The organism is Streptomyces saintjeani, assembly GCF_055409605.1.
Map to the genome: position 1 here is coordinate 5,461,558 of NZ_CP189624.1, position 25,617 is coordinate 5,487,174.

General features: G+C 68.6%; 21 protein-coding genes. 9 read left to right on the forward strand and 12 right to left on the reverse strand.

Annotated features, from left to right (window positions below):
* Window positions 1-41 precede the first annotated feature (41 nt).
* From ACQCO7_RS24890 to ACQCO7_RS24905, 4 genes are all read right to left on the reverse strand, one after another.
* Entirely contained in the window at window positions 42-590 is a 549-nt protein-coding gene (locus ACQCO7_RS24890; protein WP_464073907.1) for a hypothetical protein, read from the reverse strand.
* On the reverse strand, window positions 587-2,407 hold the full coding sequence (locus ACQCO7_RS24895; protein WP_464073908.1) for an alpha/beta hydrolase: 1,821 nt from the start codon (window positions 2,405-2,407) through the stop codon (window positions 587-589). Before ACQCO7_RS24895 ends, ACQCO7_RS24890 begins: the two co-directional genes overlap by 4 nt.
* Before the next feature lie 570 nt (window positions 2,408-2,977).
* Window positions 2,978-4,330: a type VII secretion-associated serine protease mycosin gene (gene mycP, locus ACQCO7_RS24900; protein ID WP_464073909.1), complete on the reverse strand. Its 1,353-nt coding sequence runs from the start codon at window positions 4,328-4,330 to the stop codon at window positions 2,978-2,980.
* Between the two features lie 31 nt (window positions 4,331-4,361).
* Window positions 4,362-5,936 (reverse strand): translation initiation factor IF-2, encoded by a 1,575-nt coding sequence (locus ACQCO7_RS24905; RefSeq protein WP_464073910.1) that lies wholly within the window; start codon window positions 5,934-5,936, stop codon window positions 4,362-4,364.
* Between the two features lie 413 nt (window positions 5,937-6,349).
* On the opposite strand from ACQCO7_RS24905, the gene ACQCO7_RS24910 reads away from it, so the two are divergent.
* The 6 genes from ACQCO7_RS24910 (at window position 6,350) to ACQCO7_RS24935 (ending at window position 12,382) form a co-directional block, all read left to right on the forward strand.
* Window positions 6,350-6,994, forward strand: a complete 645-nt coding sequence (locus ACQCO7_RS24910; RefSeq protein WP_464073911.1) for a TlpA family protein disulfide reductase — start codon at window positions 6,350-6,352, stop codon at window positions 6,992-6,994.
* The gene (locus ACQCO7_RS24915; RefSeq protein WP_464073912.1) at window positions 6,991-7,752 is read left to right on the forward strand and encodes a cytochrome c biogenesis CcdA family protein; all 762 of its coding nucleotides are present in this window, start codon (window positions 6,991-6,993) and stop codon (window positions 7,750-7,752) included. The genes ACQCO7_RS24910 and ACQCO7_RS24915 overlap by 4 nt, the downstream gene beginning before the upstream one ends.
* 3 nt (window positions 7,753-7,755) lie before the next feature.
* Entirely contained in the window at window positions 7,756-9,639 is a 1,884-nt protein-coding gene (resB, locus tag ACQCO7_RS24920; RefSeq protein ID WP_464073913.1) for a cytochrome c biogenesis protein ResB, read from the forward strand.
* The gene (gene ccsB, locus ACQCO7_RS24925; protein WP_464073914.1) at window positions 9,636-10,742 is read left to right on the forward strand and encodes a c-type cytochrome biogenesis protein CcsB; all 1,107 of its coding nucleotides are present in this window, start codon (window positions 9,636-9,638) and stop codon (window positions 10,740-10,742) included. The genes resB and ccsB overlap by 4 nt, the downstream gene beginning before the upstream one ends.
* Before the next feature lie 75 nt (window positions 10,743-10,817).
* The gene (locus ACQCO7_RS24930) at window positions 10,818-11,423 is read left to right on the forward strand and encodes an RNA polymerase sigma factor (protein WP_464073915.1); all 606 of its coding nucleotides are present in this window, start codon (window positions 10,818-10,820) and stop codon (window positions 11,421-11,423) included.
* Entirely contained in the window at window positions 11,420-12,382 is a 963-nt protein-coding gene (locus tag ACQCO7_RS24935) for a CU044_5270 family protein (protein WP_464073916.1), read from the forward strand. Before ACQCO7_RS24930 ends, ACQCO7_RS24935 begins: the two co-directional genes overlap by 4 nt.
* A gap of 3 nt (window positions 12,383-12,385) precedes the next feature.
* Here the strand turns inward: ACQCO7_RS24935 and ACQCO7_RS24940 are convergent, their stop codons facing one another.
* The 4 genes from ACQCO7_RS24940 to ACQCO7_RS24955 all read right to left on the reverse strand — a co-directional run bounded on the left by ACQCO7_RS24940 (window position 12,386) and on the right by ACQCO7_RS24955 (window position 18,922).
* Window positions 12,386-13,918 (reverse strand): type 1 periplasmic-binding domain-containing protein, encoded by a 1,533-nt coding sequence (locus ACQCO7_RS24940; protein WP_464073917.1) that lies wholly within the window; start codon window positions 13,916-13,918, stop codon window positions 12,386-12,388.
* Window positions 13,918-16,047, reverse strand: coding sequence for a hypothetical protein (locus ACQCO7_RS24945; protein ID WP_464073918.1), 2,130 nt, complete (start codon window positions 16,045-16,047; stop codon window positions 13,918-13,920). Before ACQCO7_RS24945 ends, ACQCO7_RS24940 begins: the two co-directional genes overlap by 1 nt.
* A gap of 205 nt (window positions 16,048-16,252) precedes the next feature.
* Entirely contained in the window at window positions 16,253-18,445 is a 2,193-nt protein-coding gene (gene katG, locus ACQCO7_RS24950; protein ID WP_464073919.1) for a catalase/peroxidase HPI, read from the reverse strand.
* A 36-nt stretch (window positions 18,446-18,481) separates the two neighbouring features.
* Window positions 18,482-18,922 carry a Fur family transcriptional regulator gene (locus ACQCO7_RS24955; protein ID WP_464073920.1) on the reverse strand — a complete coding sequence of 147 codons (441 nt, stop codon included), beginning with the start codon at window positions 18,920-18,922 and terminating at the stop codon, window positions 18,482-18,484.
* Window positions 18,923-19,032: 110 nt separating this feature from the next.
* Between ACQCO7_RS24955 and ACQCO7_RS24960 the strand changes: the two genes are divergently transcribed.
* Window positions 19,033-19,485, forward strand: a complete 453-nt coding sequence (locus ACQCO7_RS24960) for a nucleoside deaminase (protein WP_464073921.1) — start codon at window positions 19,033-19,035, stop codon at window positions 19,483-19,485.
* A complete protein-coding gene (locus ACQCO7_RS24965) occupies window positions 19,466-20,449 on the forward strand; it encodes an isopenicillin N synthase family dioxygenase (RefSeq protein ID WP_464073922.1) in 984 nt (327 codons plus the stop codon). Before ACQCO7_RS24960 ends, ACQCO7_RS24965 begins: the two co-directional genes overlap by 20 nt.
* Before the next feature lie 22 nt (window positions 20,450-20,471).
* Here ACQCO7_RS24965 and ACQCO7_RS24970 read toward each other — a convergent pair whose 3' ends face one another.
* A complete protein-coding gene (locus ACQCO7_RS24970) occupies window positions 20,472-20,843 on the reverse strand; it encodes a hypothetical protein (protein ID WP_464073923.1) in 372 nt (123 codons plus the stop codon).
* Between the two features lie 231 nt (window positions 20,844-21,074).
* On the opposite strand from ACQCO7_RS24970, the gene ACQCO7_RS24975 reads away from it, so the two are divergent.
* Entirely contained in the window at window positions 21,075-22,016 is a 942-nt protein-coding gene (locus ACQCO7_RS24975) for a transglutaminase domain-containing protein (RefSeq protein WP_464073924.1), read from the forward strand.
* On the opposite strand, the gene ACQCO7_RS24980 is transcribed toward ACQCO7_RS24975, so the two are convergent.
* The 3 genes from ACQCO7_RS24980 to ACQCO7_RS24990 all read right to left on the reverse strand — a co-directional run bounded on the left by ACQCO7_RS24980 (window position 21,991) and on the right by ACQCO7_RS24990 (window position 25,500).
* On the reverse strand, window positions 21,991-24,279 hold the full coding sequence (locus tag ACQCO7_RS24980) for a protein kinase domain-containing protein (RefSeq protein WP_464073925.1): 2,289 nt from the start codon (window positions 24,277-24,279) through the stop codon (window positions 21,991-21,993). The genes ACQCO7_RS24975 and ACQCO7_RS24980 overlap by 26 nt on opposite strands.
* 142 nt (window positions 24,280-24,421) lie before the next feature.
* Complete coding sequence (locus ACQCO7_RS24985) at window positions 24,422-25,030, reverse strand: DinB family protein (RefSeq protein WP_464073926.1); 609 nt, start codon at window positions 25,028-25,030, stop codon at window positions 24,422-24,424.
* Window positions 25,031-25,077: 47 nt separating this feature from the next.
* Entirely contained in the window at window positions 25,078-25,500 is a 423-nt protein-coding gene (locus ACQCO7_RS24990) for a PLD nuclease N-terminal domain-containing protein (protein ID WP_464073927.1), read from the reverse strand.
* Window positions 25,501-25,617: the final 117 nt, after the last annotated feature.

Sequence of the window (25,617 nt, forward strand, 5' to 3'; positions counted from 1 at the left end):
CCCACCAAGAGCTCGTAACGAACGGCTTCGAAAAAACTAGCTCATTTCGAAAGAGGCGTATCACTCGACCAGAACGATGAGCGCACGTTCGGTGCCGGCAGCTCTTGCTTCGAGTAGTCGGGACCGTTCGGCTTGCTGGTCGGTGGGGCAACCTCGGACTTCTCTACACATGGAGTGGTAACGCTCAGGTGCGCCTGACCAGCGGCACCAATCAGGACTTCGAGCTGAAATCCATCAGTCGTTTCGAAGTTGGCCGCAAGCCCGTTCGGGCTCGTGGCTACGATCTTGTAACCCTTGCTTTTCCAGTAACGTTCCAGAACTCCTAGAAAGCTACCTCTCCGTTCGGCAGAGATAATCGTCATGACTGAACGTTCACGGTCAATGTAGCAGCCTCCCGGCATGGAATACCGATGCGTCCATTGCACAGGAGGTTTGATCGCTGAGAATGTCTCATCCAAAATGGCGTCTGCCCTGTCAGCCGCCTCTTGCAAGTTCATCTTCGGCTCCTTCCCTGAAGACGCAGTGCCTGCCCCACCGCACGCAGAAAGAAGCAGAACCAGCACTGCGACTGCCGCACCATATTTCTTCATCGCGGCGTCTCCCTACTAACATATTCCGGGTGTCCAGCAACAATTGCAGCAATATTCCGCGCGGATATCTTGTCCTTCCCTTCCTCCGGAGAGAAATAATTACTGTGGGCGTCAATGTCGAACTTCGAGTCCCACAAGTCCGGAAGGGAAGGCTGAATCAGCTCTGGTCCGGGCAGAGTCTCAAATCTGTTGGCACCGAAAGCCTTACTCGCAGGATCTTTTCCGAACCATATATCATCGTCGCCCTGGTCGGCTATCTCCCCTCCGAGGTAAGCGCCAAGCGGCCCTCCCCCAAAGAATCCCATGGTTCCTACCACAGCTTCCTTTGACGAGGGCAGTTTAGTGACGATGTCGTTTTCAGCCGCACCCACCCAAACATGCCCCTTACCCACACCCAGGTCTTCTGCTTTGTCAACGCCGACGCCGGGGCTACCAACAAGGATGATGTCATCAGCTCCCGGAATCCCGCCAGACTCCTGCGTGGAAGCCCCCACCAATCGAGAACCATACGAATGCCCAATTGCGGTGATGTGTGGATCTGAGTTCTCATTGGTTGCCGAAATTCCACCCATAAAACTATTGTAGGCAGGTGCTCCACGCTCCGCATCATTCGTAGTCATCACGTCGATCGACTGTGGGGCGTCATAGCCGAGCCAGACTATCGAAGATGAAGAGGGATCGATCTTCTGGGCGCCTACCGCTGTTTCAAATGCACGCTTTACTGTACCGTCAGCGAATTCGGAGTTGAGCTTTGTGCCCAAGCCCGGCACATAAGCCGAAACGTTCTTTGAAGTATCAGGATTGCCGAATGCCACGATCGCTCTTCCGTTTCCTTCCAGGCCGACTCCCAGAAGAAACATGGGAGGTTGACTCCCGGCATTTAGCTTACTCTGGATACCTTGCAGTCCTTCGAGCTTCTCCTTGGCTGCGCCGCCGGGTTGACCCTCCAGCTGGGCAATAAGGAGGTGAATATTCTCTCGATTCACCTCGTCTCGAACCGTTGATGGAACTCCGTCCAAATTCCCAATTATTTCCGGAAAAGCCGTCTTGTACTCTTCACGCTCCTCATCGCTGAGGCCATCCCACCACTCCTTGCGATCTGCGGGTGATTTATTGAATGGAATGCGGTCCTTCAGGTATTCATTTGCCGCCGAGCCTACAGCGCTGACATCGGACGCAACGTCCGCCCACGTCTTGGTGTCAACGTTCAAGCCCGGAGCAGCCTTGAGCTTGTTTAGTGCTTTGCTGTACCGATCGTCAATCTCCTGGGCTTCTCTCAAAGAGTGAGAAATTCGATCGGCGATGTCCACAGCTTTACTGTAGTGAGGGTTCGGATTTTTGAATTGCGGATTGTTCGGCACGAGCCCCGGTGATTGAAATCCTTTACCGTCATCAATAAACCCGTTATTTCCCAGGACTGTGCCGCCGGGGATCGGCTCACCGGTAAGCTGGTTCTTGCCTCCGGCGGGATACGTGATGGTGCCATTCTCGTTGACGGTGTATTCCAGCGCGGCTGCTTCTTCCAGTGCGTCAGTCAAACGTCGCTTAGGAGCATCGATTTCAGACGAGAAGCCGTCGAGACTTCCAGTGATCAGACCGCACTCAACCTGAGTGTAGTGAAAATTTTCCGAAAGCTTTCGCAACTGCACCAAGGCTGCGTCTACAGCTTCGCCGGAATTAGCTTTCCGCATGGCCGCCGTTATTTGTTTGTCAATAATTTCTTTGGCCGCGTCAGCCATGGTGCTTATCTTGCGGTAGCCGTCTGCGGCCTCTGTGTACTCGGTCGGCTTGATGGATTTGAGCGTCTTGAGGTCCATGGCCCTGTATTACCTGCCCTTCCCGGAGCCATCGGCGCCGGAGGCCCCTACCTGGTTCAGTTTTGTGATCTCAGCCGAGATGTCCTGGTCCGTGCGCAGCAAGTCGTTTCCTGTCTTTCTCAGAACATCGGAAAGGCCAGCACACAACGCACTAATGTCCTTCACTCGGCGATCCCAAGACTCGTACACGCCCTGCTGTGCGGTAGATGTCAGACACCCTGCGTCGTTACCCGTTCCCACCTGCGCCTCCGTAAGCGCGACAAGGGCCTTGTCCGCGTTGTCCCGCAGGTCACCCACATCTGCTCCGGACTTGGACCATGTGGACTTGTCCGACCGTAGAGCGCCGGTGGCGGCTGTCCCTGAACCACCGGAGTCCGAGAGGTAAGAGCTCAGCTGCATATGCGCAGGCTGCCGTTCCACCGCTGCTGCTTTGAGCTGCTCCCACTCGTCCCACACCATGCGCAAGTCACTCCTTGTGTCACTAATCGTCACCGATTGGCTTGTACGGTAATCGACTTTGCGATGGTGGTTCTATCCGTACCAAGCGCCGTGCCGCGTAAGTGCCCGTACTCAGTCGGAACCGGAGGCTTGACCGTGCGGAGGGATGCTGCCGGGCATGGTGGGGGGTGGGCCGAAGCCTTGAGGCGGCGGACCAAAGCCTTGTTGGGAGGACGGAGGCCGCTGGTTCTGGGGCTGCTGAGGACTGGACGAGGTGGTAGCGCGGCGCTTTCGGACAATGACGGCTACGGCAGCGGCGGTCACGGCCAGAGCGCCCGTGCCGAGGCCGATGCCGAGCCAAGGGGTTCCGTCGTCGTCCTTGGCCACGGCTGCTGCCTTTGCCGGTTCGCTCGCCTTCGCCGATGGGGTGGGCGTGGGCGAGGCCGATTTCTCCGCTGCTGCGAGGTCGGGGAGGGGGTAGACGTTCGCCGGGCCGGGGTCGCCGGGGTTCTGGAGGGCGATGCGGGGGCGGACGATGCCGTAGCCGATGGCGTTGTTCCACTTGGCGCCGTCGACCGGGGCGCCGATCGTGTTCAGCATGACGCGGAGGATCTGGTTGTTGGTCCAGGTGGGGTGGACGGACCAGATCAGGGCGGCGCTGGCGGAGGCCAGGGCGGTGGCGTCGCTGGTGCCGTGGGTCTCGCAGAGGCCGGTCTCGCTGCCGCAGGCGTGAACCATCTGTTCGCCCGGTGCTGCCATGTCCACCTGCGGACCGAACTGGGACTCATCGGTCCTGCTGAGGTCCTTGCCCACCGCCGCTACGCCGACCACGCCGGGCGTGGCCGCTGGGTACATCACCGGGTTGCCCTTCGCTCCGCCGTTGCCGACACCAGCGAAGATCAACGAGCCCTTCCGGAGGGCGTATGCGACTGCGGCAGTCACCTCGGCTGAACTCTGCGAGATAGCCAGAGAGATATTGATGACCTTCGCATCGTGGTCAGCGGCATAGCGAATCGCCGGCGCCAAGGCCGCGTTGAAGATCTTGTTCCCCTCGGCCTGGTTGGCCGCCGTACCGCTCTTGGGCATACGGACAGGCAGGATCTTCGCCCCCGGTGCCAGACCAAAGGCTCCGTTTCCGCCCTTGTACGCACCCGTCCCCGCGATCAGTCCAGCCATCCCGGTGCCATGGCCGACGGGGTCGTAGTCGGTGTGCTCGTCACCAGGCTGGTTCGTGGCGAAGTCCTTGCCCGGGAGAACGCGTCCTGCGAGATCGGGGTTGGTGGGGTCAACGCCCGTGTCGATGACCGCGACCGTGATCCCCTCGCCGGTGCTGGTCTTCCACATCTTCTCGGCCTGCATCCCGTCCAGGAACCACTGTTCCGAACGCGTCGATCCGGCGCTCACCGCCGGAGTTCCCGCAGCGCCCACGAGCAACAAGCCCAAGGCAGTCGCCGCAGCAGCGCGGCGGGTACCACTGAAGCGCATGAGTTCCCGCTCTCCCTCTATCTCTGACGCGTCAGTCGACCACTGGTGGCACGGTGGGCCGCTGATTCCGACGCCAGGTCTCCTCGTCCTCGGTCACACCGTACGGTCGGCTGCTCGCGTTTCGCGTGTGCGCAGGAGGAGTCACCTGGGACGAGCGGGACGCAGCCCCTGCCGAGCCGTGGCCTTCTTCGGAGCGTGCCGCAGCACTTGTACCGCCTGTGATCGCGTTTCGCGGCCCTGTTCCACCCGAACCGATAACTCCGGAACTCGGCACACGCGTTCCCGCACGTCGCTGCTGAGCAGGACTGCCGCCCACGACACCGGCGTTGGATGCCGGATGGCCTCCGACAATGCCACCAGGCGAAGCCATGGAGCGAGCACCAGGAGTCATCCCCGTGGTGCTCCCCGCTCGGCCGACCGGGCTTGCCATACCGGAGGTCTGGCCCATCGGTCCCATCGAGCTGCGCCCAGGCGTGCCCTCTCCGCCCACGACCATGCCGCGCGGAATAGCACCGGTCGGCCTTCCCTCGGCGGGAAGGACCGGGCGACCTCCGATGATGCCGTTGCCCGCACCACCGGAGGTACCCGGAACGCGACCGACAGGCGTCGTGGTTCCGGCTTCCTGAGTGATCGGGGTCATGGGCATCCTGCCCACGCCGGGCCCTCGACCCTGCACGGTCGGGTTGTTGACCGGAAAGGACTGTCCGCCGCCGAACAGCGGGGAGACCGGGCCAGCCTGAGGCGTCGTGCTTCGCGCCGGGCCAAGTTCGGTGGACCCACGCGGAGTGTCCACCGGGGTCTGCTGCGGCAAGGTACCGACAGAGTCGACGGACGTCCGTACCGGAGGCAGGGTCTCAGCGGAGACGTGAGACTGAACCGCAGGGGAGTTGGAGACATGCCGCAGAGAAGCGGAGCCTGCCGAACCGGTTCCCCCTGACTGACTGTTGTCGGTGTGAACAGCCCCGGTGGTGAAGCTCCCGCCTGCGGAACCATCAGAGCGAGCCCTGACCACCGCTCCGCCGTCGACCGTGGCCACGGCCTCAGGTACGAGGGCCTCCGGCGGCGGCGGAAACTTCGGCCTCTCCAACGCGTTCATCTGCGTAGCCGACCACGCATACGACTGCGCCAGCTTCGTCATCTGCGCAGCGGCCTCCTGCCGCACCTTCTCCCGGTCGGCGGCCAACTCCGCGAGGTTCTGGGCGTACTTGGCCCTGACCGCAGGCGCGTCGGGATCGTTGTGCGCGGCGTACGCGGCATCCAGGTTGGCCTGCGCGGCAGGCGCGTCACGAGGGATGGCCGACTGGGCCAGGACGATGGAGTCCGACGCCTGCGTCAGCCAGCCGGACGCGTTCTTGCTGAACTCCGACAACCGCCACGTGGCGTTGGCGAGGTCGGAGGCCCAGTAGCGGAACGTGTCCGCGCCCTCGCCCTTCCACTCCACCTTGTCGGGACGGACCCCCAACTCCTCCGCGATCTTCGCGATCTCCTCCGCCGCCGACTCCAGCTTCGACGCGGCCGTCTGCACCATCCCGGCGTTCGCCTGGTTCAGCCACGCCAGCATCTGCTCATGACTCATGCCCTCGAACGGGGTACCACCGGAAGCCATCAGGCCACCCCTCCCACCGCGCCGACCGGCTTCGACTCCGCCCCGCTCATCGGCGACATCCCGTCATCCTCCCCGTACGACTCGCGCAGCCCACTCCGACCACCGCAGTCCATTCAACCCTCGCGTAGACCCACCCACATGAGCACTCCTACTCAGCCCACACAGCACCATCCCGGAACACCGGCACGATTCGAGCACAACCGCTCCCACCACGAACCCTTCACGCTCCTGGCCCCGTCTTCTCGCCTTCCTTGACCCCGTCAAGCTCGTCGCTCTCACGATGGGCTCCCGGAGTCTGTGGGAGGACTGTTCGAGGGGCCTGCTCTGCCCCCGAGAACCCCGTCTGAAATGCGGGTTTTCGGCTGTGAGGGGGGTGCGCAAGATCCTCAGAACGGGCATGCGAAACTTTTCACATGAGTGCCGCCAGCCGTGTGTTCCGGCGTTCGAACAGCGCCTTCGAGAAGAGGTTCCCGTCGCGTCGGGCCGTCCTGACGGCGGCCGGTGCCGTCGTGGGCGGGCTGGTGCTGTCCGCGTGTTCGTCGGGGGGGACGTCCGGCGGGGGCGGGGACACGCACTTCGTGATGGGGACCGACGGGATCGCCCGGGTCAAGGCGGGGCAGCGGGACGCGGTGCCCGACCTGTCGGGCGAGACGGTGGCCGGACCCCGGCTCGACCTCGCCTCGTACAAGGGCAAGGTCGTCGTACTGAACGTGTGGGGGTCCTGGTGCTCGCCCTGCCGGGCCGAGGCGCCGGGGTTCCAGAAGGTGTCGGAGAGCCTCAAGAGCAAGGGCGTCCAGTTCGTAGGGATCAACACCCGGGACGCGAACAACGCCAACGCGCTCGCCTTCGAGAAGCAGATGGGGGTGACGTACCCGAGCCTGTCGGACCCGACGGGGAAGCTGCTGCTGCGCTTCAAGAAGGGGACGCTGAACCTCCAGTCGATCCCGTCGACGCTGGTCATCGACCGTGAGGGCAAGGTCGCCGCGCGTTCGCTGTCGCCGCTGAGCGAGGAGCGGCTGCGGGAGATGATCGACCCGGTGCTCGCGGAGAAGGCGTGAACACGATCGCCGTGGGTGAGCTGAACGGGACCGTCCTCAACGGCGCCCTGATACTGGCGCTGCCGATCGCGTTGCTCGGCGGGCTCGTCTCCTTCTTCTCGCCGTGCGTGCTTCCCCTCGTACCCGGCTACCTCTCGTACGTCACAGGTATCAGTGGTACGGATCTCGCCGACGCGCGCCGGGGGCGGATGGTCGCCGGTGCCTCGCTGTTCGTGCTCGGGTTCACGGTCGTGTTCGTGTCGAGCGGCGCGCTGTTCGGGTACTTCGGGGACACCCTCCAGGCCAACAGGGACGTCCTGTCGAAGGTGCTCGGCGTGCTCATGGTCCTCATGGGCGTGTTCTTCATGGGTCTCATGCCGTGGATGACGGCGCGGGAGTTCCGTATCCACAGGCGTCCGATCAGCGGGCTGGTCGGGGCGCCGCTGCTGGGCGCGCTGTTCGGGATCGGGTGGACGCCGTGCATCGGGCCGACGCTCGCGTCCGTGCTCGCGCTGTCCTCGCAGCAGTCCAGTGCCGGGCGCGGGGCGATTCTGACCGTCGCCTACTGTCTTGGTCTGGGCGTACCGTTCGTGCTCGCGGCGGTCGCCTTCCGCAAGGCGCTGGGGGCCTTCTCCTGGGTCAAGCGGCACTACGTCTGGGTGATGCGGATCGGCGGCACGATGATGATCGTGACCGGTCTGCTGCTGCTGACCGGCGTCTGGGACGGCATGGTGCAGGACATGCAGTCCTGGTCCAACGGCTTCGTTGTAGGGATCTGATCCATGGGCAAGACCAGTCCGACGCCGACGGACGAGGCTTCTGCGGAGGCTGCTTCGACGGACGCCGCAGCGGTGGACGCCGCTTCGAGCGAGGCGCAGGCAGAGGCCGCCGCGAAAGACGCCGCTTCGAGCGAGGCCCGCGAGGCCGCGAGCACCAAGCTCTCCACCGCCCCCGAAGAGTCCGTCAACCTCCCCGCGCTCGGCGTCATCGGCTGGGTCCGCTGGTTCTGGCGGCAGCTCACCTCGATGCGGATCGCGCTGCTCCTGCTCCTGCTGCTGGCGCTCGCCGCGATCCCCGGCTCGCTGATCCCGCAGACCGGCAGCGACGCGACGAAGGTCGCCGACTTCCGCAAGGCGCACACCACGCTCGCGCCGATCTACGACCGGGTCGGCCTCTTCCACGTCTACGGCTCGGTGTGGTTCTCGGCGATCTACATCCTGCTGTTCGTCTCCCTGATCGGCTGCATCGTCCCGCGCACCTGGCAGTTCGTCGGCCAGCTGCGGTCCCGGCCGCCGGGGGCACCCAAAAGGCTGACGAGACTTCCGGCGTACACCTCGTGGCGTACGGCGAGCAGTCCCGAAGAGGTACGGGAGACCGCGCTCGCCCTGCTGAAGAAGCGGCGGTTCCGGGCGCACGTCGTCGGGGACGCCGTCTCCGCCGAGAAGGGGTACTTCCGGGAGGTCGGCAACCTCGCCTTCCACATCGCGCTGATCGTCCTGCTGGTCGCGTTCGCGTGGGGGCAGCTCTTCAAGTCGGAGGGCAACAAGCTGATCGTCGAGGGCGACGGCTTCTCCAACGTGCTCCCTCAGTACGACGACTTCAAGTCCGGGAACCTCTTCGACACCGGCGAGGACCTGGTCCCGTTCAGCTTCGAACTCAAGAAGTTCACGGGTACGTACGAGCTGACCGGGCCCAACCGTGGTACCCCCCGTACCTACGAGGCAGCCCTCACGTACAGCGAGGGTGCGTACGGCAAGGACAAGCAGACCGTCGTCAAGGTCAACCACCCGCTGGAGATCGGCGACGCGAAGGTCTACCTCACCGCGCACGGGTACGCCCCCGTCGTCACCGTCCGCGACGGCAGGGGTGACGTCGTCTACAGCGACGCGATCCCGCTGCTGCCGCTCGACAACAACGTCACGTCCTCCGGTGTCGTCAAGGTCATGGACGGCTACAAGGACGCGAAGGGCAAGACCGAGCAGCTCGGGTTCCAGCTCTTCTTCCTGCCGACGTACATGAAGGGGAACGAGGTGGCGTCGGCCTTCCCCGCGCTGCTCAACCCGATCATGAACGTCGTCGGCTACCACGGCGACCTCGGCGTCGACTCCGGGATTCCGCAGAGCGTGTACCAGCTCGACAAGTCCCACATGAAGGAGTTCAAGGACGCGAAGGGCGCGCAGCTGCGGGAGAACCTGACGCCGGGCAAGACGATGACGCTGCCGAACGGCGCCGGGACCATCACCTACGAGGGCACCAAGGAGTGGGCGAACTTCCAGGTCGTCCAGGACCCGGGGGGCGGCTGGGCGCTGGCCGGGGCGCTCGCCGCGATCTTCGGCCTCGCCGCGTCGCTGTTCGTGCAGCGGCGCCGGGTGTGGGTGCGCGCGGTCGCCGGGCCCGACGGGGTGACGGTCGTCGAGATGGCGGGGCTCGGCCGGAGCGAGTCGGCGAAGGTGCCGGAGGAGCTGGGGGCGCTGGCGGACGGGGTGTACGCGCGGTCGCCGGGGGTGGCGGAGGCGGAAGAGTCTCCCTCCGACCCTGAGGCCGACTCCCCCCCAGGTGCTACCGGTACTACCCCCACCGACTCAGGTACGGCCTCCCCCTCAGGTACTACCCCCGACGTATCCCCTACCCCCCAAGCTGTCCCTCCCGAAGGGTCTGAGAAGTGACTCTCGCCGCCGCATCGACGGAACTCGCCGCCGCGACCAACGAACACCTCGCCAACATCAGCAACACGCTGATCTACTCCTCGATGGCCGTCTACACCCTCGCGTTCTTCGCGTACATCGCCGAGTGGCTCTTCGGCAGCCGCAGCAAGGTCGGCCGTACGGCCGCCGCGCTGACCCCGGCCGCCACCGCCGCCGCGCAGAAGGCACCGGCCGTCACGGTCAAGAAGGCCGGCGGGACCGCCGTACTGGAGCGGCCGGAGGTCGTCGTCCGCTCCGCCTCCGGCGCGCGCGACGTGCCGGACGGGCCCGGGGCGCACGGCGGGGACGAGCAGGGTGACCTCTACGGCCGGATCGCGATCTCCCTCACGATCCTCGCCTTCCTCGTCGAGCTGACCGGCGTGATCACGCGCGCGGCGTCGGTGGAGCGGGCGCCGTGGGGCAACATGTACGAGTTCAACATCACGTTCTCGACGGTCGCGGTCGGCGTGTACCTCACGCTGCTGGCGCTGCGGAAGAACGTCCGCTGGCTCGGCCTGTTCCTCATCACCACGGTCCTGCTGGACCTGGGACTCGCGGTCACCGTGCTCTACACGGCCAGCGACCAGCTCGTCCCCGCGCTGCACTCGTACTGGCTGTACATCCACGTCTCGACGGCCATCCTCTGCGGCGCGGTCTTCTACGTCGGCGCGGTCGCCACGATCCTGTACCTCTTCAAGGACTCCTACGAGAACAAGCTCGCGACCGGCGGAACGCCCGGCAAGTTCGCGAACTCGGTGCTCGACCGGCTCCCCGCGTCCTCGTCCCTCGACAAGTTCGCGTACCGCGTGAACGCGGCGGTCTTCCCGCTGTGGACGTTCACGATCATCGCCGGCGCGATCTGGGCGGGCGACGCGTGGGGCCGCTACTGGGGCTGGGACCCCAAGGAGACCTGGTCCTTCATCACCTGGGTCGGCTACGCCTGCTACCTGCACGCCCGCGCCACCGCCGGCTGGAAGGGCCGCAAGGCCGCGTACCTCGCGCTGCTCGCCTTCGGTTGCTGGCTGTTCAACTACTACGGCGTCAACATCTTCGTGACCGGGAAGCACTCGTACGCGGGGGTGTGACCGACGGCTGCGAGGGGCCGGTTCCTGTGACTCAGATCACGGGAACCGGCCTTTGTCGTACGACAGTTGAAGGGCGTGGACACGAATCTGCGAAGACGCATCCGCGCCGGGGAGCATGACGCCTTCGGTGAACTCTTCGACGCCTGCGCGCGCTCCGTCTACAACCATGCGTACCGCCTGACCGGCGACTGGTCGAGCGCCGAGGACATCGTCTCGCTGACTTTCCTGGAGGCGTGGCGGCTGCGGGAGTCACTCGATGGGGAGGGGGGTCCTGTACGGCCGTGGCTGCTGGGGATCGCGACGAACGTGGCGCGTAATACCCGTAGGACCGTACGGCGCCATGCCGCCGCGATGTCCCGTCTCCCGAGGGGCGAACCCGTGGCGGACTTCGCCGACGAGATCGCGGGCCGCCTCGACGACGCCGCCCAACTCGCCCTCGTCCAGGAGGCGTTACGGCGGCTGCGGCGCCCCGAGCGGGAGGTGCTGGCCCTGTGCGTCTGGTCCGGCCTCGACTACGCGACGGCGGCGCAGGCGCTCGGCGTACCCGTCGGCACGGTCCGCTCCCGCCTCTCGAGGGCCCGGAAAAAACTCGCGAAATATATGGAACTCCCGCACACCGAACGACAGATGAAAGGTGACCGCGCACCTGCGGTCGGCCCCCTGAAGGAGGGAAACCGATGACACAGCTTCCCGAACGTGACCTTCCACCGGGCCGTCACCTACTCCTCAAGGAGCATCTGATGACCGAGATCCGTACGGAGCCGGCGCGGGCCGGCGTGAAGTGGCGGCGGCCCGCCTTCGCCGCCGTGGTCGTGGCGACCGCCGCGGCCATCGCGTTCACCGTCCTGCCGTCTTCCGGCCTCGGTGCCGGTGCCGGTGCCGGTGCCGGTTCCGGTTCCGGTTCCGGGGACGCCACGCCCTCGCCGCCCAGCAAGCAGGTCGTTGCCCTGCTGGAGGACATGGCGATGGCCGCCGAGTCGGGCACGCCGTACGGGGAGGTGCGCGACGACCAGTTCGTGTACGTCGAGAGCAGGGTGTCGTACTTCAGTGCCAGGGACGGCAAGATCACCGTCCCTCCGCTCCACCGGCAGGAGATCTGGACGTCGGTGGACGGCCTGCACACCGGGCTGAAGCGCGAGGCGGGGGAGAAGCCGATGGATCTCCCGCCGGACGTGAGGCCGGGCGGCCCCGGCTGGGAGGCGTCCGCCTTCTACAACCACCTCAAGACCCTCCCCGTCACCGCCGACCGGATGTGGGACTACCTCTACGAGACCGCGCCGAAGTACAGCGAACAGGAGACCTACCAGGCGATGTTCGTGCTGGCCGGCGACCTGCTGGTCAACTCCATCATGCCCCCGGAACAGGGCGCCGCGCTCTTCAGGGCCGTCGCCCGTATCCCCGGCGTAACTCTCACGGGGGACGCCGTCGACGCGGTGGGCCGCCCCGGGGTCGGCGTCTCCCGCAAGGACCCCGACAACCCCACCCGGGACGAGTGGATCTTCGATCTCAGGACCCACGCGTTCCTGGGTGAACGCAGCGTCGCCGCCTCCGACCACTCCGACGTGAAGAAGGGAACCGTCACGAGCAACACGGCCGTCCTGCGCCGCGCGGTCGTCGACAAAGCCGGTCAACGTCCCTGACGCTCACGACGGCGGCAGGCACTCCCTGGCCGGTGGTCTCCCCTCCGGCCAGGCGATCCGGACGAACCTGTTGCCGCCCCCGGCCGTCAGTTCCACGATCGGTACGGCCTTGTCGTACGGGTTCCCGTGTGTGTCGAGGCAGATCCAGCCGCTGGCGCCGTTCACCCGGTGCACGCCTGTCACCTGCGGCCATTGGATGCCGACGTCCGCCAGGGGCGGGAGCGTTCCGCCGTCCGGAGTCGCTTCGCGGACGCCCTTCACCGCCAGGGTCATCGCGTCGTAGCCGATGATCAACTGGCCGTCGTCCAGGGAGACTTCGCCGATGGGGCCGACGGGGGCGCGCTCGGCGCGGGTGACGAGGTCCGTGAGGGTCTTCGTGTCGGCGGCCGAACCGCCCGTACCGGACGGGGGAGCCGAGGCCCACGCGTCGGGGTGGGCGAGGGCGGAGTACCGGACGGAGAGGTTGCGGGACAGGGCCGTGGGGTTGAGCCCCTGGTCGCCCTCCAGGTAGGAGCCCTCGTCCCCGGTGAGGACCGTGAACCTGCGGTCCTGGCACCCCCGTTCCCCCAACTCGTTGATGAACTGCCTCAGTTGGATGTGCCGCCCGGCGAAGAGGATCGTGTCGACGCTGCGGGGCGTGCCGCAGAGGATGTAGGTGATCTGCCGGAAGGTGTTCGCGGTGTTTCCCTCCTGGCTGCGATCGGCGGGCGGAGTGAACGGGTGGGGTCCGTAGGGCGAGCCCTTGATGAGCGCGGCGAACGACTTCTGGAGGGTCCGGGTGTAGGGGTCCCCCGGCTTGTCGTGGACGAGGATCGCCTGCCCGGCCCCGACCTTCGCGAAGGAGGCCAGCGCGCGGGCCTCGTCCGTGTTGGTCGGCGAGACCCGCGCGAGCCCGGGGAAGGGGTCGCGCCCGCCCTGCCCGTTGGCGAGGTCGTCGGCGGTGATGGACGCGCCGACGACGGGGATGCCGCGCCGGGTCAGCTCGGCGACGGCGTCCTTGTTCGCGTCGGTGCTGGTACCGACCCCGGTGACGGCGCGCAGCCGGTCCTCGGACCGGGTCATCGCATCGAGCCGGTCCACCATCGGCGCCCAATGCTCGCTGGTGGCACCGGGGTTGGCGAGCACGAGCCGGATCGCCGGAGTCTGCCCGTTGGCCGCGTGGTTGGCCTGCCACTGCGCCAAGTAGGCGCCCTGCAACTCATGTTGGACGTCCCGCAGCGTGGACGGCGCGCTCGCGGAGAACGGCAGCATCAGCGCGACGGTGACGTACGAACCCTTCTTGAGGCGCTCGTTCTCGGCCGCGATCGCCCGTACGGCGTCCCGGAGTTGGGGCTTGCCGAAGTCGTACGCCGACGCCGTCACCCCGACGCACTCGGAGCTGCCGGCCGGCCGGGAGATCCCCGGCGCGCAGGAGCGGTCCTCCGACAGCAGCACCCGCGTACCGATCACGATCCCGGCCACCAGCACGGCCGAGACCAGGATCGCGGTGTACCGGTAGAGCCGGATCTGCCAGACCTCGCGCAGCCACCGCAGCATCAGACGTCCCCCTCGTCGTCGTCCTCGTCCTCGTCCGGGAGGCTCAACGGCCGCCCGGCCAGCGCGTCCGCGGGCCAGGCCCGGGACGTCGCGAAGAGCAGCGCGCCTCCGGCGGGGCGCAGGTCGGAGAGCTGTTCCAGTTCGAACCTGAGCCGGTCGCAGACGCGCGGGTCGGGCAGCACGAGCGGATCGCTCACCTGCCACACCGCGTGCAGCAGCCGCCGCACCCGCAGGTGCAACCCGGCGTTCTCCGGGGGCAGTTGCCCGACCGTGTCCCGGCGGCCCAGCGCGATCGCCACCCGCTGGTCCTCGGGCCTGAAGCGGGGCGCCGAGGCCACGAACCGCAGGGTGTCCAGCCAGGCGCGGACCGGCAACACGGCGAAGCTGTCCCGGAGTTCGGCGACCGCGCCGTCCGTGTCGCCGAGGGCGAGCTCGTGGTGGAGCCGGTAGACGGCGTGGTCGGTGGCGTAGTGCCGGATCAACACCTCATGCACGTCACGCCACTTGGTGAGCTGATGCAGCCGGAGCAGCAGCAGCGTACGGACGAACCGGTCGCCGACGAAGTGCCCCGGCTCCTGCGCGACGCCCTCCGCGAGGAGCCGCGCGCGCAGGGTCCGTACGCCGGACGAGCCGAAGTCGTCCGGGAGTTGGGCGGTGGCGAGCGCCACGGCGGAGTCGTGGTCGTGGGCGGCGGCGAGGACGGTCAGCTCGTCGAGGCGGTCGGCGGGGACGAGGCGGCGCAGGAGTTCGCCGTACGCGGGGAGGGGGTCCTCGTCGTCCGGGTGGACGGGCTCGGTGAGGAGGCTCGCCAACGAGCCCGCGTGGTCCGGGTGCCTGCGGGCCGCGGTCGCCGTGAGGACGATGCCGAGGGGGTTTCCGCCGGTCAAGCGGTGGACGGCGTGGGGGAGTTGGGGCGGGTAGGGGAAGTCGTCGCAGACGGCGCCGACGATGTGGAGGGTGTCGTCGGGGGAGAGCGGAGGCAGAGGCACCGCGAGTGCCCCCGCCGCGAGTGCCCCGACACCGAGCGCCCCGCCGGGCGTCCCCGCGCCGGGCGTCCCGGCCGACGGCGCCCCGACCGACCCCGCTCCCGCCACCCCCGCCGCCCCCGACACCCGTGCCACTTCGGCCAGTTCACGCCGTACCGCCCCCGCGGGCACCCCCCTCCCGCGCACGGTCGCGACGAACACCGCCGGATCGGCGATCCCCTCCGCACGGTCCCGCAGCACCGCGTCCAGCAGCCCGGGCCCCGCGGCCCCACCCGCGTTGTCGAGCAGCACCACCGGCCGCCCGATCCGCGTCAGATGCGACCCGATCCCGCTGCACCCCTCCGCGAGATCCGCCAACAGGGCCCGCACGAGCCACCGTTCGGCGTGTTCGCGCGAGGTCCCGCCCGCTCTGAAGTTCCCGGACAGGAGCAGCAGCCCCCGCTTGGCGTTGCCGCCCGCGTTCGGGTACGCCCGGTACCAGGTCGATGGGCGCTGCTCCTTGCGCGAGGTCACCCCCTCCGACAGCGCCTCCAGCGTCGCCTCGACGGCGGCGGCGAGGTACGGCCCCTGCCCGGTCGCGGCGGCGATCACCTTCGCGGCGACCCGCGCGGCCCACCGACCGGCCAGCGAGAAGCGGGAGCGGTGCTCGTTGAGCAGGAGGATACGGGTCAGTTCGCGCCGGATGCGCTCGGAGTCGGAGCCGCCGCTCCACTCGCCGGCCCGCACCGCGACCAGCCCCGCCGTGAGCCTCGGGAACGTCAACTGGCCCGCCGCGCGCACCGGTTCGGTGAGCTGCTCGGCGATGACCAGCAGGGCCTGCCAGAGCGGGGACCAGGACTCGGTGCTCTCCTCGTGCGGGGGCGCCGCGAACTGGGTGTCCTCGCAGTCGACGCGGGCGAGCGGGGTGCGCTTGCGCGGCTCTCCCTTGCGGGTGCGCTCGGTGTACGACGCCTCGACCTCGTCCAGTACGGCCGTCTTGCCGAGTCCGCGCCGGCCCGTCAGCACCAACACCGGCTGGACGCCCGGGTGTTCGGACTTGACGGTGAGGTGTTCGTCCGGCCGCAGCCCGATCAGCCGGGGCAGCAGCCCCGGCGGCTGCGCCTCGAACAGGGCACCCCGGCCATGCAGTTGTCCGTGCACCACGCCTCCCCCCAGAGCGGTGGTCCTGGACGCAAGGGTAAGGACGGAAGAGAGGTACGGAACAGACGTTGGCGTACAACAACCGTGAAACGGTCTGTCCCACCAGCCCGTCGCACACCAAAGGCCCCGGCCCGCCGGTCCGTCGGGCACCGGAAAGCCCCGGGCCCGTCCAACTGGACGGACCCGGGGCTCTGTTGGCGCTACAGGCTTACCGCAGGTCGAAGCGGTCCAGCTCGGCGACCTTCACCCACGCGGCGACGAAGTCCTTGACGAACTTCTCCTTCGCGTCGTCGCTCGCGTACACCTCGGCCAGCGCACGCAGCTCGGAGTTGGAGCCGAAGACCAGGTCGGCACGGGTGCCGGTCCACTTGACGGCGCCGTCGACGCGGCCCTCGAACGCGGTCTGGGAGGCGTCGGTGCCCTTCCACTCCGTGTCCAGGTCGAGCAGGTTGGCGAAGAAGTCGTTCGACAGGACGCCCAGGTTGTCCGTGAGGACGCCCGCCTTGGTCTCGCCGTGCGAGACGCCCAGCGCGCGCAACCCGCCGACCAGGACGGTCAGTTCGGGGGCGCTCAGGGTGAGCAGGTTCGCGCGGTCCAGGAGCAGGTACTCGGCGGGGAGGCGGTTGCCCTTGCCGTAGTAGTTGCGGAAACCGTCGACGACCGGCTCCAGCGCCGCGAACGACTCGGCGTCCGTGTGCTCGTCGCCCGCGTCGACACGGCCCGGGGTGAACGGCACCTCGACGTCGTACCCGCCGTCCTTGGCGGCCTTCTCGACCGCGGCGACGCCGCCGAGGACGATCAGGTCGGCGATCGAGACCTTCTTCGCGCCCTGCGCGTCGAAGTCGGCCTTCACGCCCTCCAGGACCCGCAGGACTTGGGCGAGCTGCTCGGGCTCGTTCGCTTCCCAGCTGCGCTGCGGCTCAAGGCGGATACGGGCGCCGTTGGCACCGCCGCGCTTGTCGCTGCCGCGGAACGTGGACGCGGACGCCCAGGCCACGGAGGCGAGTTGAGTGACCGTCAGGTCGGTGGCGAGGATCTTCGCCTTGAGCGCGGTGACGTCGGCGGCGTCGATCGCCTCGCCCTCGGCGGCCGGCAGCGGGTCCTGCCAGATCAGCGTCTCGGCGGGGACCTCCGGGCCCAGGTGCAGGGACTTCGGGCCCATGTCACGGTGCGTCAGCTTGTACCAGGCGCGGGCGAACGCGTCCGCGAACTGGTCCGGGTTCTCCAGGAAGCGGCGGGAGATCTGCTCGTAGACCGGGTCGAAGCGCAGCGACAGGTCGGTGGTGAGCATGTTCGGCGCGATCTTCTTGGCCGCGTCGTGGGCCGCCGGGACCGTGCCCTCGCCCGCTCCGTCCTTCGGCTTCCACTGCTTGGCGCCGGCCGGGGACTCGGTCAGCTCCCACTCGTAGCCGAAGAGGTTCTCGAAGAAGTTGTTGCTCCACTGCGTGGGCGTGGTGGTCCAGGTGACCTCCAGGCCCGACGTGATGGCGTCCGCGCCCTTGCCGGTGCCGAAGCTGTTGCGCCAGCCGAGGCCCTGCTCCTCCATCGACGCGCCCTCGGGGTCGGCGCCGACGTGGTCGGCGGGGCCCGCGCCGTGGGTCTTGCCGAAGGTGTGGCCACCGGCGATGAGGGCGACCGTCTCCTCGTCGTCCATCGCCATGCGGCGGAACGTCTCACGGATGTCGCGGGCCGCCGCGATCGGGTCCGGGTTGCCGTTGGGGCCCTCGGGGTTGACGTAGATGAGGCCCATCTGGACGGCGCCCAGGGGCTCTTCGAGCTCGCGGTCACCGGTGTAGCGCTGGTCGTCGAGCCACGTCGTCTCGGGACCCCAGTAGACGTCCTCCTCCGACTCCCAGACGTCCGCGCGGCCACCGGAGAAGCCGAACGTCGTGAAGCCCATGGACTCCAGCGCGACGTTGCCGGCGAGGATCATCAGGTCGGCCCAGGACAGGGACTGGCCGTACTTCTTCTTCACCGGCCACAGCAGGCGGCGCGCCTTGTCCAGGTTGCCGTTGTCCGGCCAGGAGTTGAGCGGCGCGAAGCGCTGCTGGCCGGCGCCGGCGCCGCCGCGGCCGTCGCTGATGCGGTAGGTGCCGGCCGAGTGCCAGGCCATCCGGATCATGAACGGGCCGTAGTGGCCGAAGTCCGCGGGCCACCAGTCCTTCGAGTCGGTCAGGACCGCCTCGATGTCCCGCTTCACGGCGGGCAGGTCCAGCGCCTCGAACGCCGCGGCGTAGTCGAACTCCTCACCGAGCGGGTTCGCGACGGCCGGGTTCTTGGCGAGGATCTTCAGGTTGAGCCGGTCCGGCCACCACTGGAGGTTCCCGCCGCCCTGCGTGGGGTGAGCGGCACGGCCGCCGTGTGCCACCGGGCACTGTGCTTCTTCGGCGTTCTCGGACATGGGGGAATCCTTTCGAGACTGAGCGACGGTCCGCGCTCAGGCAGCGCTGGAGGAGGTTGAGCAGGCGGGGCACAGGCCCCAGTAGACGACCTCGGCCTCGTCGATCGCGAAGCCGTGGTCGTCCGAAGCGGTCAGACAGGGGGTATGCCCCACCGCGCAGTCCACGTCGACGACGGTCCCACACGTCCTGCATATGAGGTGGTGGTGGTTGTCGCCGACGCGGCCCTCGAACCGGGCGGGGCTGCCCGCCGGCTCGATACGCCGGATGAGTCCGGCCGCGGTGAGCGCGTGCAGCGCCTCGTACACGGCCTGGACGGAGACATGACCCACGCGCTCGCGCACCCCGGCGGCGATGGCCTCGACGCCCAGGTGGTCACCGGCGCGGACGGCGTCGAGCAGCGCGACCCGGGCGGCCGTCACCCGCAGGCCGACGGCGCGCAGCTCCTCGGCGGGGGTGGGGGGTGCGGATCCGGTCATGGGCCCCAACCTACCCCGCTAAAGGCGAACGATTCAAGAAAAGGAGCTGTACAGGTTTGGTAAGGGGGGAATACCTGAGGTGTAGGGCGGTAGTACGGGAGAGTGTCCCCATGGATCACACGGCGCGTACGCGCGCATGGCTCGATACGGCGGTGGCGGAGGCCAGGACCGGGCTGCGCGAGGGCGGCATCCCGATCGGCGCCGCGCTCTACGGCCAGGACGGCACCCTCCTCGGGCGGGGCCGCAACCGGCGCGTCCAGGACGACGACCCCTCGATGCACGCGGAGACCTCCGCCTTCCGCGCGGCCGGACGGCAGCGGTCGTACACGGGTACGACCATGGTGACCACCCTCTCGCCCTGCTGGTACTGCTCCGGGCTGGTGAGACAGTTCGGGATCTCGCGGGTGGTGATCGGGGAGGCGACGACGTTCTCCGGCGGCCACGAGTGGCTGGCCGGGCACGGGGTGGAGATCATCGTGCTGGACGACCCGGAGTGCGTAACCCTCATGAGGGACTTCATCGCCGGGAACCCGGCCCTGTGGAATGAGGACATCGGTGAGTAGGACGACCCCTCGTATCCCCACGATCGATCTCCACCCGTGGGTGGAGGGCGACCCCGAGACCCGGCTCGGCATCGCCCGCACCGTCGACGAGGCGCTCCAGACCGCCGGATTCCTCCTGGTCACCGGCCATGGAGTCGACGCCGGGCTGCGCGCCCGGGTGCGCGCCGCGGCCCGCGCGTTCTTCCTGCTGCCGGCCGCCGCCAAGAAGCCGTACGCCGCCGAGGTCGGCGGACGCGGCTGGCTCGCGCAGGGAGCCGAGGCCAACGGGTACGCCGAGGGCACGGAGACCCCGCCCGACCTGAAGGAGTCGCTCACCTTCGCCAACGACGTGCCGTACGACGACCCCGCCGTCGACGCGGAGTGGTGCGCGCCCAACGTGTGGCCCCAAGAGGTGCCGCAGCTGCGGGAGTTGTGCGAGGAGTACCTGAGCCGGATGGCGGCACTGGAGAAGGAACTCCTGCTGCTGCTGGGCGAGGCCCTCGGCCTGGAACCCGACTTCTTCAGCCGCCACATGGGGCATCCGACCTACGGGTTCAACATCAACTGGTACCCCGGCACCGACGTCGTCGGCGCCCCGCACCCCGGCCAGTTCCGCATCGGCCCGCACACCGACTTCGGCACGGTCACGATCCTCGACCGCCAGGTGGGCAAGGGCGGCCTCCAGGTCTGGACGGAGACCGGCGGCTGGGAGGACGCGCCGTACGACCCCGCCGCGTTCACCGTCAACATCGGTGACCTGATGGCCCGTTGGACCGGCGACCGCTGGCGCTCCGGCCGCCACCGAGTCCTCCCGCCGCCCTCCGACGCACCCACCGAGGAGCTGATGTCCCTCGTCTACTTCGGCGAGTGCACACCGGGGACGCGGGTGGAGTCGGTACCGGCACCGGTGGGGAGGACGGCGCACGAACCGGTCGACTCACACGTCTACCTGAGGGAGAAGCTGGACTCGATCACGGTGAAGTGAGGGAGTCGGGTGCCCGGTGCCCTCAGCCCGCCTGGTCCGCTCCCGGCAGGTCCTTGTGGAGTTCGCGGCGGCTCTTGTCCAGGTCGTTCAGGAGGGAGCGCAGGGGGCGGCGGGTGAGGACCGCGTTGTGCTCGATGTGGACCGTCGCCAGGGTGGAGAGGCTGACGGTGAGGAGGCGCAGGCCGTCGCTGCCGTACTCCTTGAGGACCAGGTCGGCGACGCGCGACGCGCGGGCGGCCACGCGCTCCTCGGGGAAGAGGCCGACCGTGTGGCGCAGGAGCTGGAGGGTGATGCGGGAGATGTCGGGGAGGATCTTCATGAGCTCCACGGAGTCCGCCTCCTCCTCGTCGCTCCAGTTCTCGTCGTCCCACGCGCTGCTCAGATCCAGACCCATGGCCGCCCTCCCGCTCGCCTTGCCCGTCGTCTCGGACCGTACGCCCACGGTCCGTTCACGCCACGGGAGTTGAGGAAATTGCCCTCGAACGAAGGAACTTCTCCCGCTCTGGACAATTCCCGGCGAATTTTGACACGGTGAGACGCGTCGGCCGCGATGCGCATACGCGGCCCATTCCGCCGCGCCTCTCGCGCCCGGCGGCAATTCCCGCGCAGCGACAGGAGTTTTCGCGTGCCCCTCGCCCACTACCTCGCCCAGAGCCCGTACAGCACCCCGGGAGCCCAGGCCGCCCAGTACGCCGGGCTCCCCGCCGACCCGGCCCGACTGGCCCGCGTCGTACGGGACTTGCTGATCCACCGCGTCGAAGGCGACCTGTTCGCGTACGCCATTCCCGAGGACCGCCTGCACGACGACGCCGAAACCCGTTACGTGGACGGCATCCTGGGAATTCTCGCCGCCCGCTCCGAGGCCCCGCTCGGAAAACCCCGGCCACCCGCCGAGCGATTCGTCGGCGTCTGCCGGGACTTCGCGCTCCTGTACTGCTCGATGCTGCGCCACACCGGCACCCCGGCCCGCATCCGCTCGGGTTTCGCGGACTATTTCGGCACCGACGGCTTCCACGTCGACCACGTCGTCACGGAGTACTGGGACGCGGACCGGGGCCGCTGGCTCCTCGCGGACCCCCAACTCGCCGACCCGGACATCACCCGCCACTGGAACGCCGGCTTCGACCCCCTGGACGTCCCCCGCACCCGCTTCCTCACGGCCGGCACAGCCTGGCGCATGATCCGCGAACAGGGCGCTGACCACCGGGAGTTCGGCCTCCACCCCCCTCAGGAGGGACCCCTGTGGGGGGAACGCTTCGTCGCGGGCGACGTCCGCCTCGACCTCGCCGCCCTCAACGGGGTGGAGACCCTGCTGTGGGACGTCTGGGGCCTCGACCACACGGACCACGACCAGGACCAGACCCTCGACGAGGAGGCCCGCGCGGTGTACGACCGTGCCGCCGCCGTCATCGCGGGCGACGAGGTGCCGTACGCCGAGGCCCGCGCCCTCTTCGCCGGGGACGACGTGCTGCGCACCCCGGAGACGGTCCTGAGCCTGGCCCCCTACAACGGGCCTACCCGGGTAACTCTCAGGAGCCAGGTCAGCTCGCGAGACTGCCCTCGCTGACGGGGTCGGGCCCCAGGTCGGGCGTGTCCGGGCTGACGGAGAACGCCGTGTCCCCGGTCACCGCCACGATCGCGTCACCGACCAGCGTCAGGGTCGGCACGACGTTCTCCGGCGCCCCGGCCGGGTCCTGGAGCTTGTCCGTCGTCCGCTGCACGCCCCCCGTGGAAAGGTCCAGCGAGAGGAGCCGCCCGTACCGGTTGACGAAGAAGAGGCTGTCGGACGCCTGGGACCACACCGGCTTCGACAGGTTCTCGACCTGAGTGTCCGTCTGCCACACCAGCGCCCCGGTGCTCGCGGCGAGCGCGCTCACCGTCCCGTCCGGCCGGACGAAGTACACGGTCGAGCCGACCAGCGTCGCCGTACCCCGTACGGTCTGTTCGAGGGGCGTCCGCGTGACGGCCCCGCTCACCGGGTCCACCCGCAGGAACGTCGTGTACGCCTCGTCCAGCCCGCCCAGCGACTGCTGCTCCGCGTCCTTCGACCGGACGAACAGCGGCTTCCCGGCGAGGTCCCCCAGAGGTACTACCGCCGCGGGCAGCGTGGCGAGTTCCCGCGAGCCGTCCTTGCCGAGCCGCAGCAGGCTCCAGTCGCCGGACGCCGGGTCGTCCTGGTCGCTGCACAGACCGTAGGGGGAACCGTGGAGTACCAGCGGGGTACACCGCGTGCCCGCCGACGACTTCGTCGAGTTCCGCCACAGGTCCTTGCCGGTCCTCGCGTCGATGCCGATCAGCTGGGAGTGGTCCGTCGACAGGGCCAGGACACCGCCGTCGAACAGGACGGCGGGCTGTGTCGCGTCGACGGACCGGGTCCAGCGCCGCTCACCGGTCTTCGCGTCGAGCGCGACCAGCTGCCACTCGATGACGTCCCCGGACGACTCGACGGGCGGGTTCTCGTAGACGTACACGAATCCGTCCCGCACCCCGAGCGGTCGCGCGGACTGCGGACTCACCCCGAACCGCCACGTCACGCGCCCCGTCCCGGCGTCCAGCCGGGCGACCGTGAAACCGCTGCCCGTGCAGTACACGGCGGCCTTGTCGGGGACACAGCCCGGCCGGTCGTGGCTGGACAACCGGTCCTGGTCGGCGGCGGACACGGCCCGCGTGAGGTTCGTACGCCACGGCGACCAGCCCTCGGGCAGGGACAGCGCGGGGGTGTCGACGACGTCGGAGCTGTCCGAGGAGGAGCTGGTGCCGACGCTCATGCTCCACATCACGGCCACGATGCCCACGACGCCGACGGCAGCGGCGGTGAGGAGCCGGCGGGGCAGACGCCGGCCGCCGAGGCGGGGCAGGGCCGGTCTGAGGCGGCGCCGAACCGCCGGACGCCGCTTGAGGATTGCCGGCCGGCGGCGGGGGGAGGCCACGACCGCTTGCGTCGGCGCGTCGTACGGGATGCCCTCGGGCTCGGTGTGGTCGCCGGGCGGCGGTGGGGTGGGCACGGCGGGCGCGGTGTCCGGCAGGGTCTTGAACAGCCGCTGCAACTCGGCGAGTCGGGGGCGCTCCTCCGGGTCCTTGATCAGGCACCGCTCGACCATGCCCCGCAGCGGTTCCGTCACGCCGTCCAACGACGGTTCCTCGTGCATGACTTGATACACCGTCAAGTACGGGCTCTCGCCGTCGAAAGGACGGGTCCCCGTCGCCGCGTACACCAGCAGCGAGCCCAGCGAGAACACGTCCGAGGCGGCCGTCACCTCACGGGGCGAGGTGAACTGCTCCGGGGACATGAAGGGCGGCGTGCCCATCAGGCGGCCGGTGATCGTGAGCGTCTGGTTGTCGGCGGCGCGGGAGATGCCGAAGTCGATGACGCGGGGGCCGTCCTCGGCCATCAGGACGTTGCTCGGCTTCAGGTCGCGGTGCACGACCCCGGCCCGGTGGATGTCCTTGAGCGCCTCCGTCAGGCCGAGCGCCAGGACCCGCAACTCCCGCCCGCCGAGCGGTCCTCGGCCGGCGACCACCTCGGAGAGCGTGGGGCCCGGGACGTACAGCGTCGCCATCCACGGCACCTCGGCGTCCGGGTCCGCGTCCACCACCGGCGCGGTGAACGCGCCGCTCACCCGCCGCGCCGCCTGGACCTCCTGCCGGAAGCGGGCCCGGAACTCCTCGTCCTGCGCGTACTGCGCGTGCACGACCTTCACCGCGACCTGCCGCCCCGACGGCGAGTGCGCCAGGTGGACGACCCCCATACCGCCGCTGCCGAGCCGCTCGGCGAGCGTGTACCCACCGATGGAGGCGACGGACCCCGATTCTCCGCTGCTCGGCGGCATGTACGGTCGCCCTTCCCGAAGATCCTTGCGCGGCTTGGGTGTTGTTGGGGGATCAGCCTAGAGCCTGGGGGCTTGCGGGTGGAGTGAGGGTGGGGAGGGGGCGCTTGCCGGACGGCGGCCTCACCCCGGCTGCCCCGTCACCTCACCGCCCGTCCGCCTCCCGCGCCGTCCGCTCCAGGGTCTTCCGGTACTCCTCCCACCAACTCGCCTCTTCCTCCGGCACGTTGGACTTGTCCGCCAGCTCCCCGACCGAACCGTCCAGGAGTTCGCGGACGATGTCCGCGTGGCCCGCGTGGCGGCTCGTGTCGGCGCAGACCCGGGTGAGGAGGTGGTGGAGGGTGGCCGCCCGGCGTTCCTCGGGCCACCAGGGGACCGAGCCGACCGCGTCCAGGGGGAGTTCGGCGACCGTCGCGGCCGTGTGGGCCCAGGCCGCGCGGTACAGGCCGACGATGTCCGCGCGGGACTCATCGGCGGTCGCCCACATGTCCGAGTTCGGCTCGGAGTCGCGGGTGTACCACCAGGGCGGCGGGTCCTGCGTGTAGTACGGCCGCCCGAACGTGTCGCCGAAATAGCCGAGTTCGACGCCCGCGCAGTGCTTGACCAGGCCCAGCAGATTGGTGCCGGTCGGGGTGAGCGGCCTGCGTACGTCGTACTCGCCGAGCCCTTCCAGCTTCCACAGCAGGGAGTCGCGGGCCTCCTGCAAGTACCGCAGCAGGTCAGCCTTCGGGTCGGGAAGAGTCGTCTCCGTCATGCCGCGCAGCCTGTCACCCGGCACTGACAACCCCCTCCGGCCCGGGCTCAGTCCGCGTCCTTCTTCGGGTCCGCATCCTTGCCGTTCTTGCCGTCCTTGCCCTGGGGGTCCTTGCTCCGCAACTCCTCCTCGCGGCGCCGCAGATCGGCCTCCCACTCCTTGAGGAGCGCCTCGTCCTTCTGGTTCTCCTCCTTGAGGGAGTTCAGGAACTCGGGGTTGTCGTCGGGCGCCACCCACGTCGTGCGGTGGTCGCGGTGCCACTCGGAGGGGGTACGGCCACCGGTCGGCGGCGTACGCACCTTGCCCGTCACGAGCCACGCGATCGAACCCGCCAGCGGGAACAGCAGGATGATGAAGACCCAGGCGACCTTGGGAAGGTGCCGCACCTCGTCCTCGGGCGTGTTCAGGCAGTCGATGAACGCGAAGATCATCAGCGCCAGCGGAACCAGGAACAACAGCAGTCTGAGCATCGGGCGGGTTCCCCCAGGAAACGGCGTCGGGGCCCGGTGGCCCCGGTGTCGGGGCCAGGGTAACGGCTGGGGAAAATCCGGCGCAGGGGGCGGGGACACCCATAGGTACTACGCGGG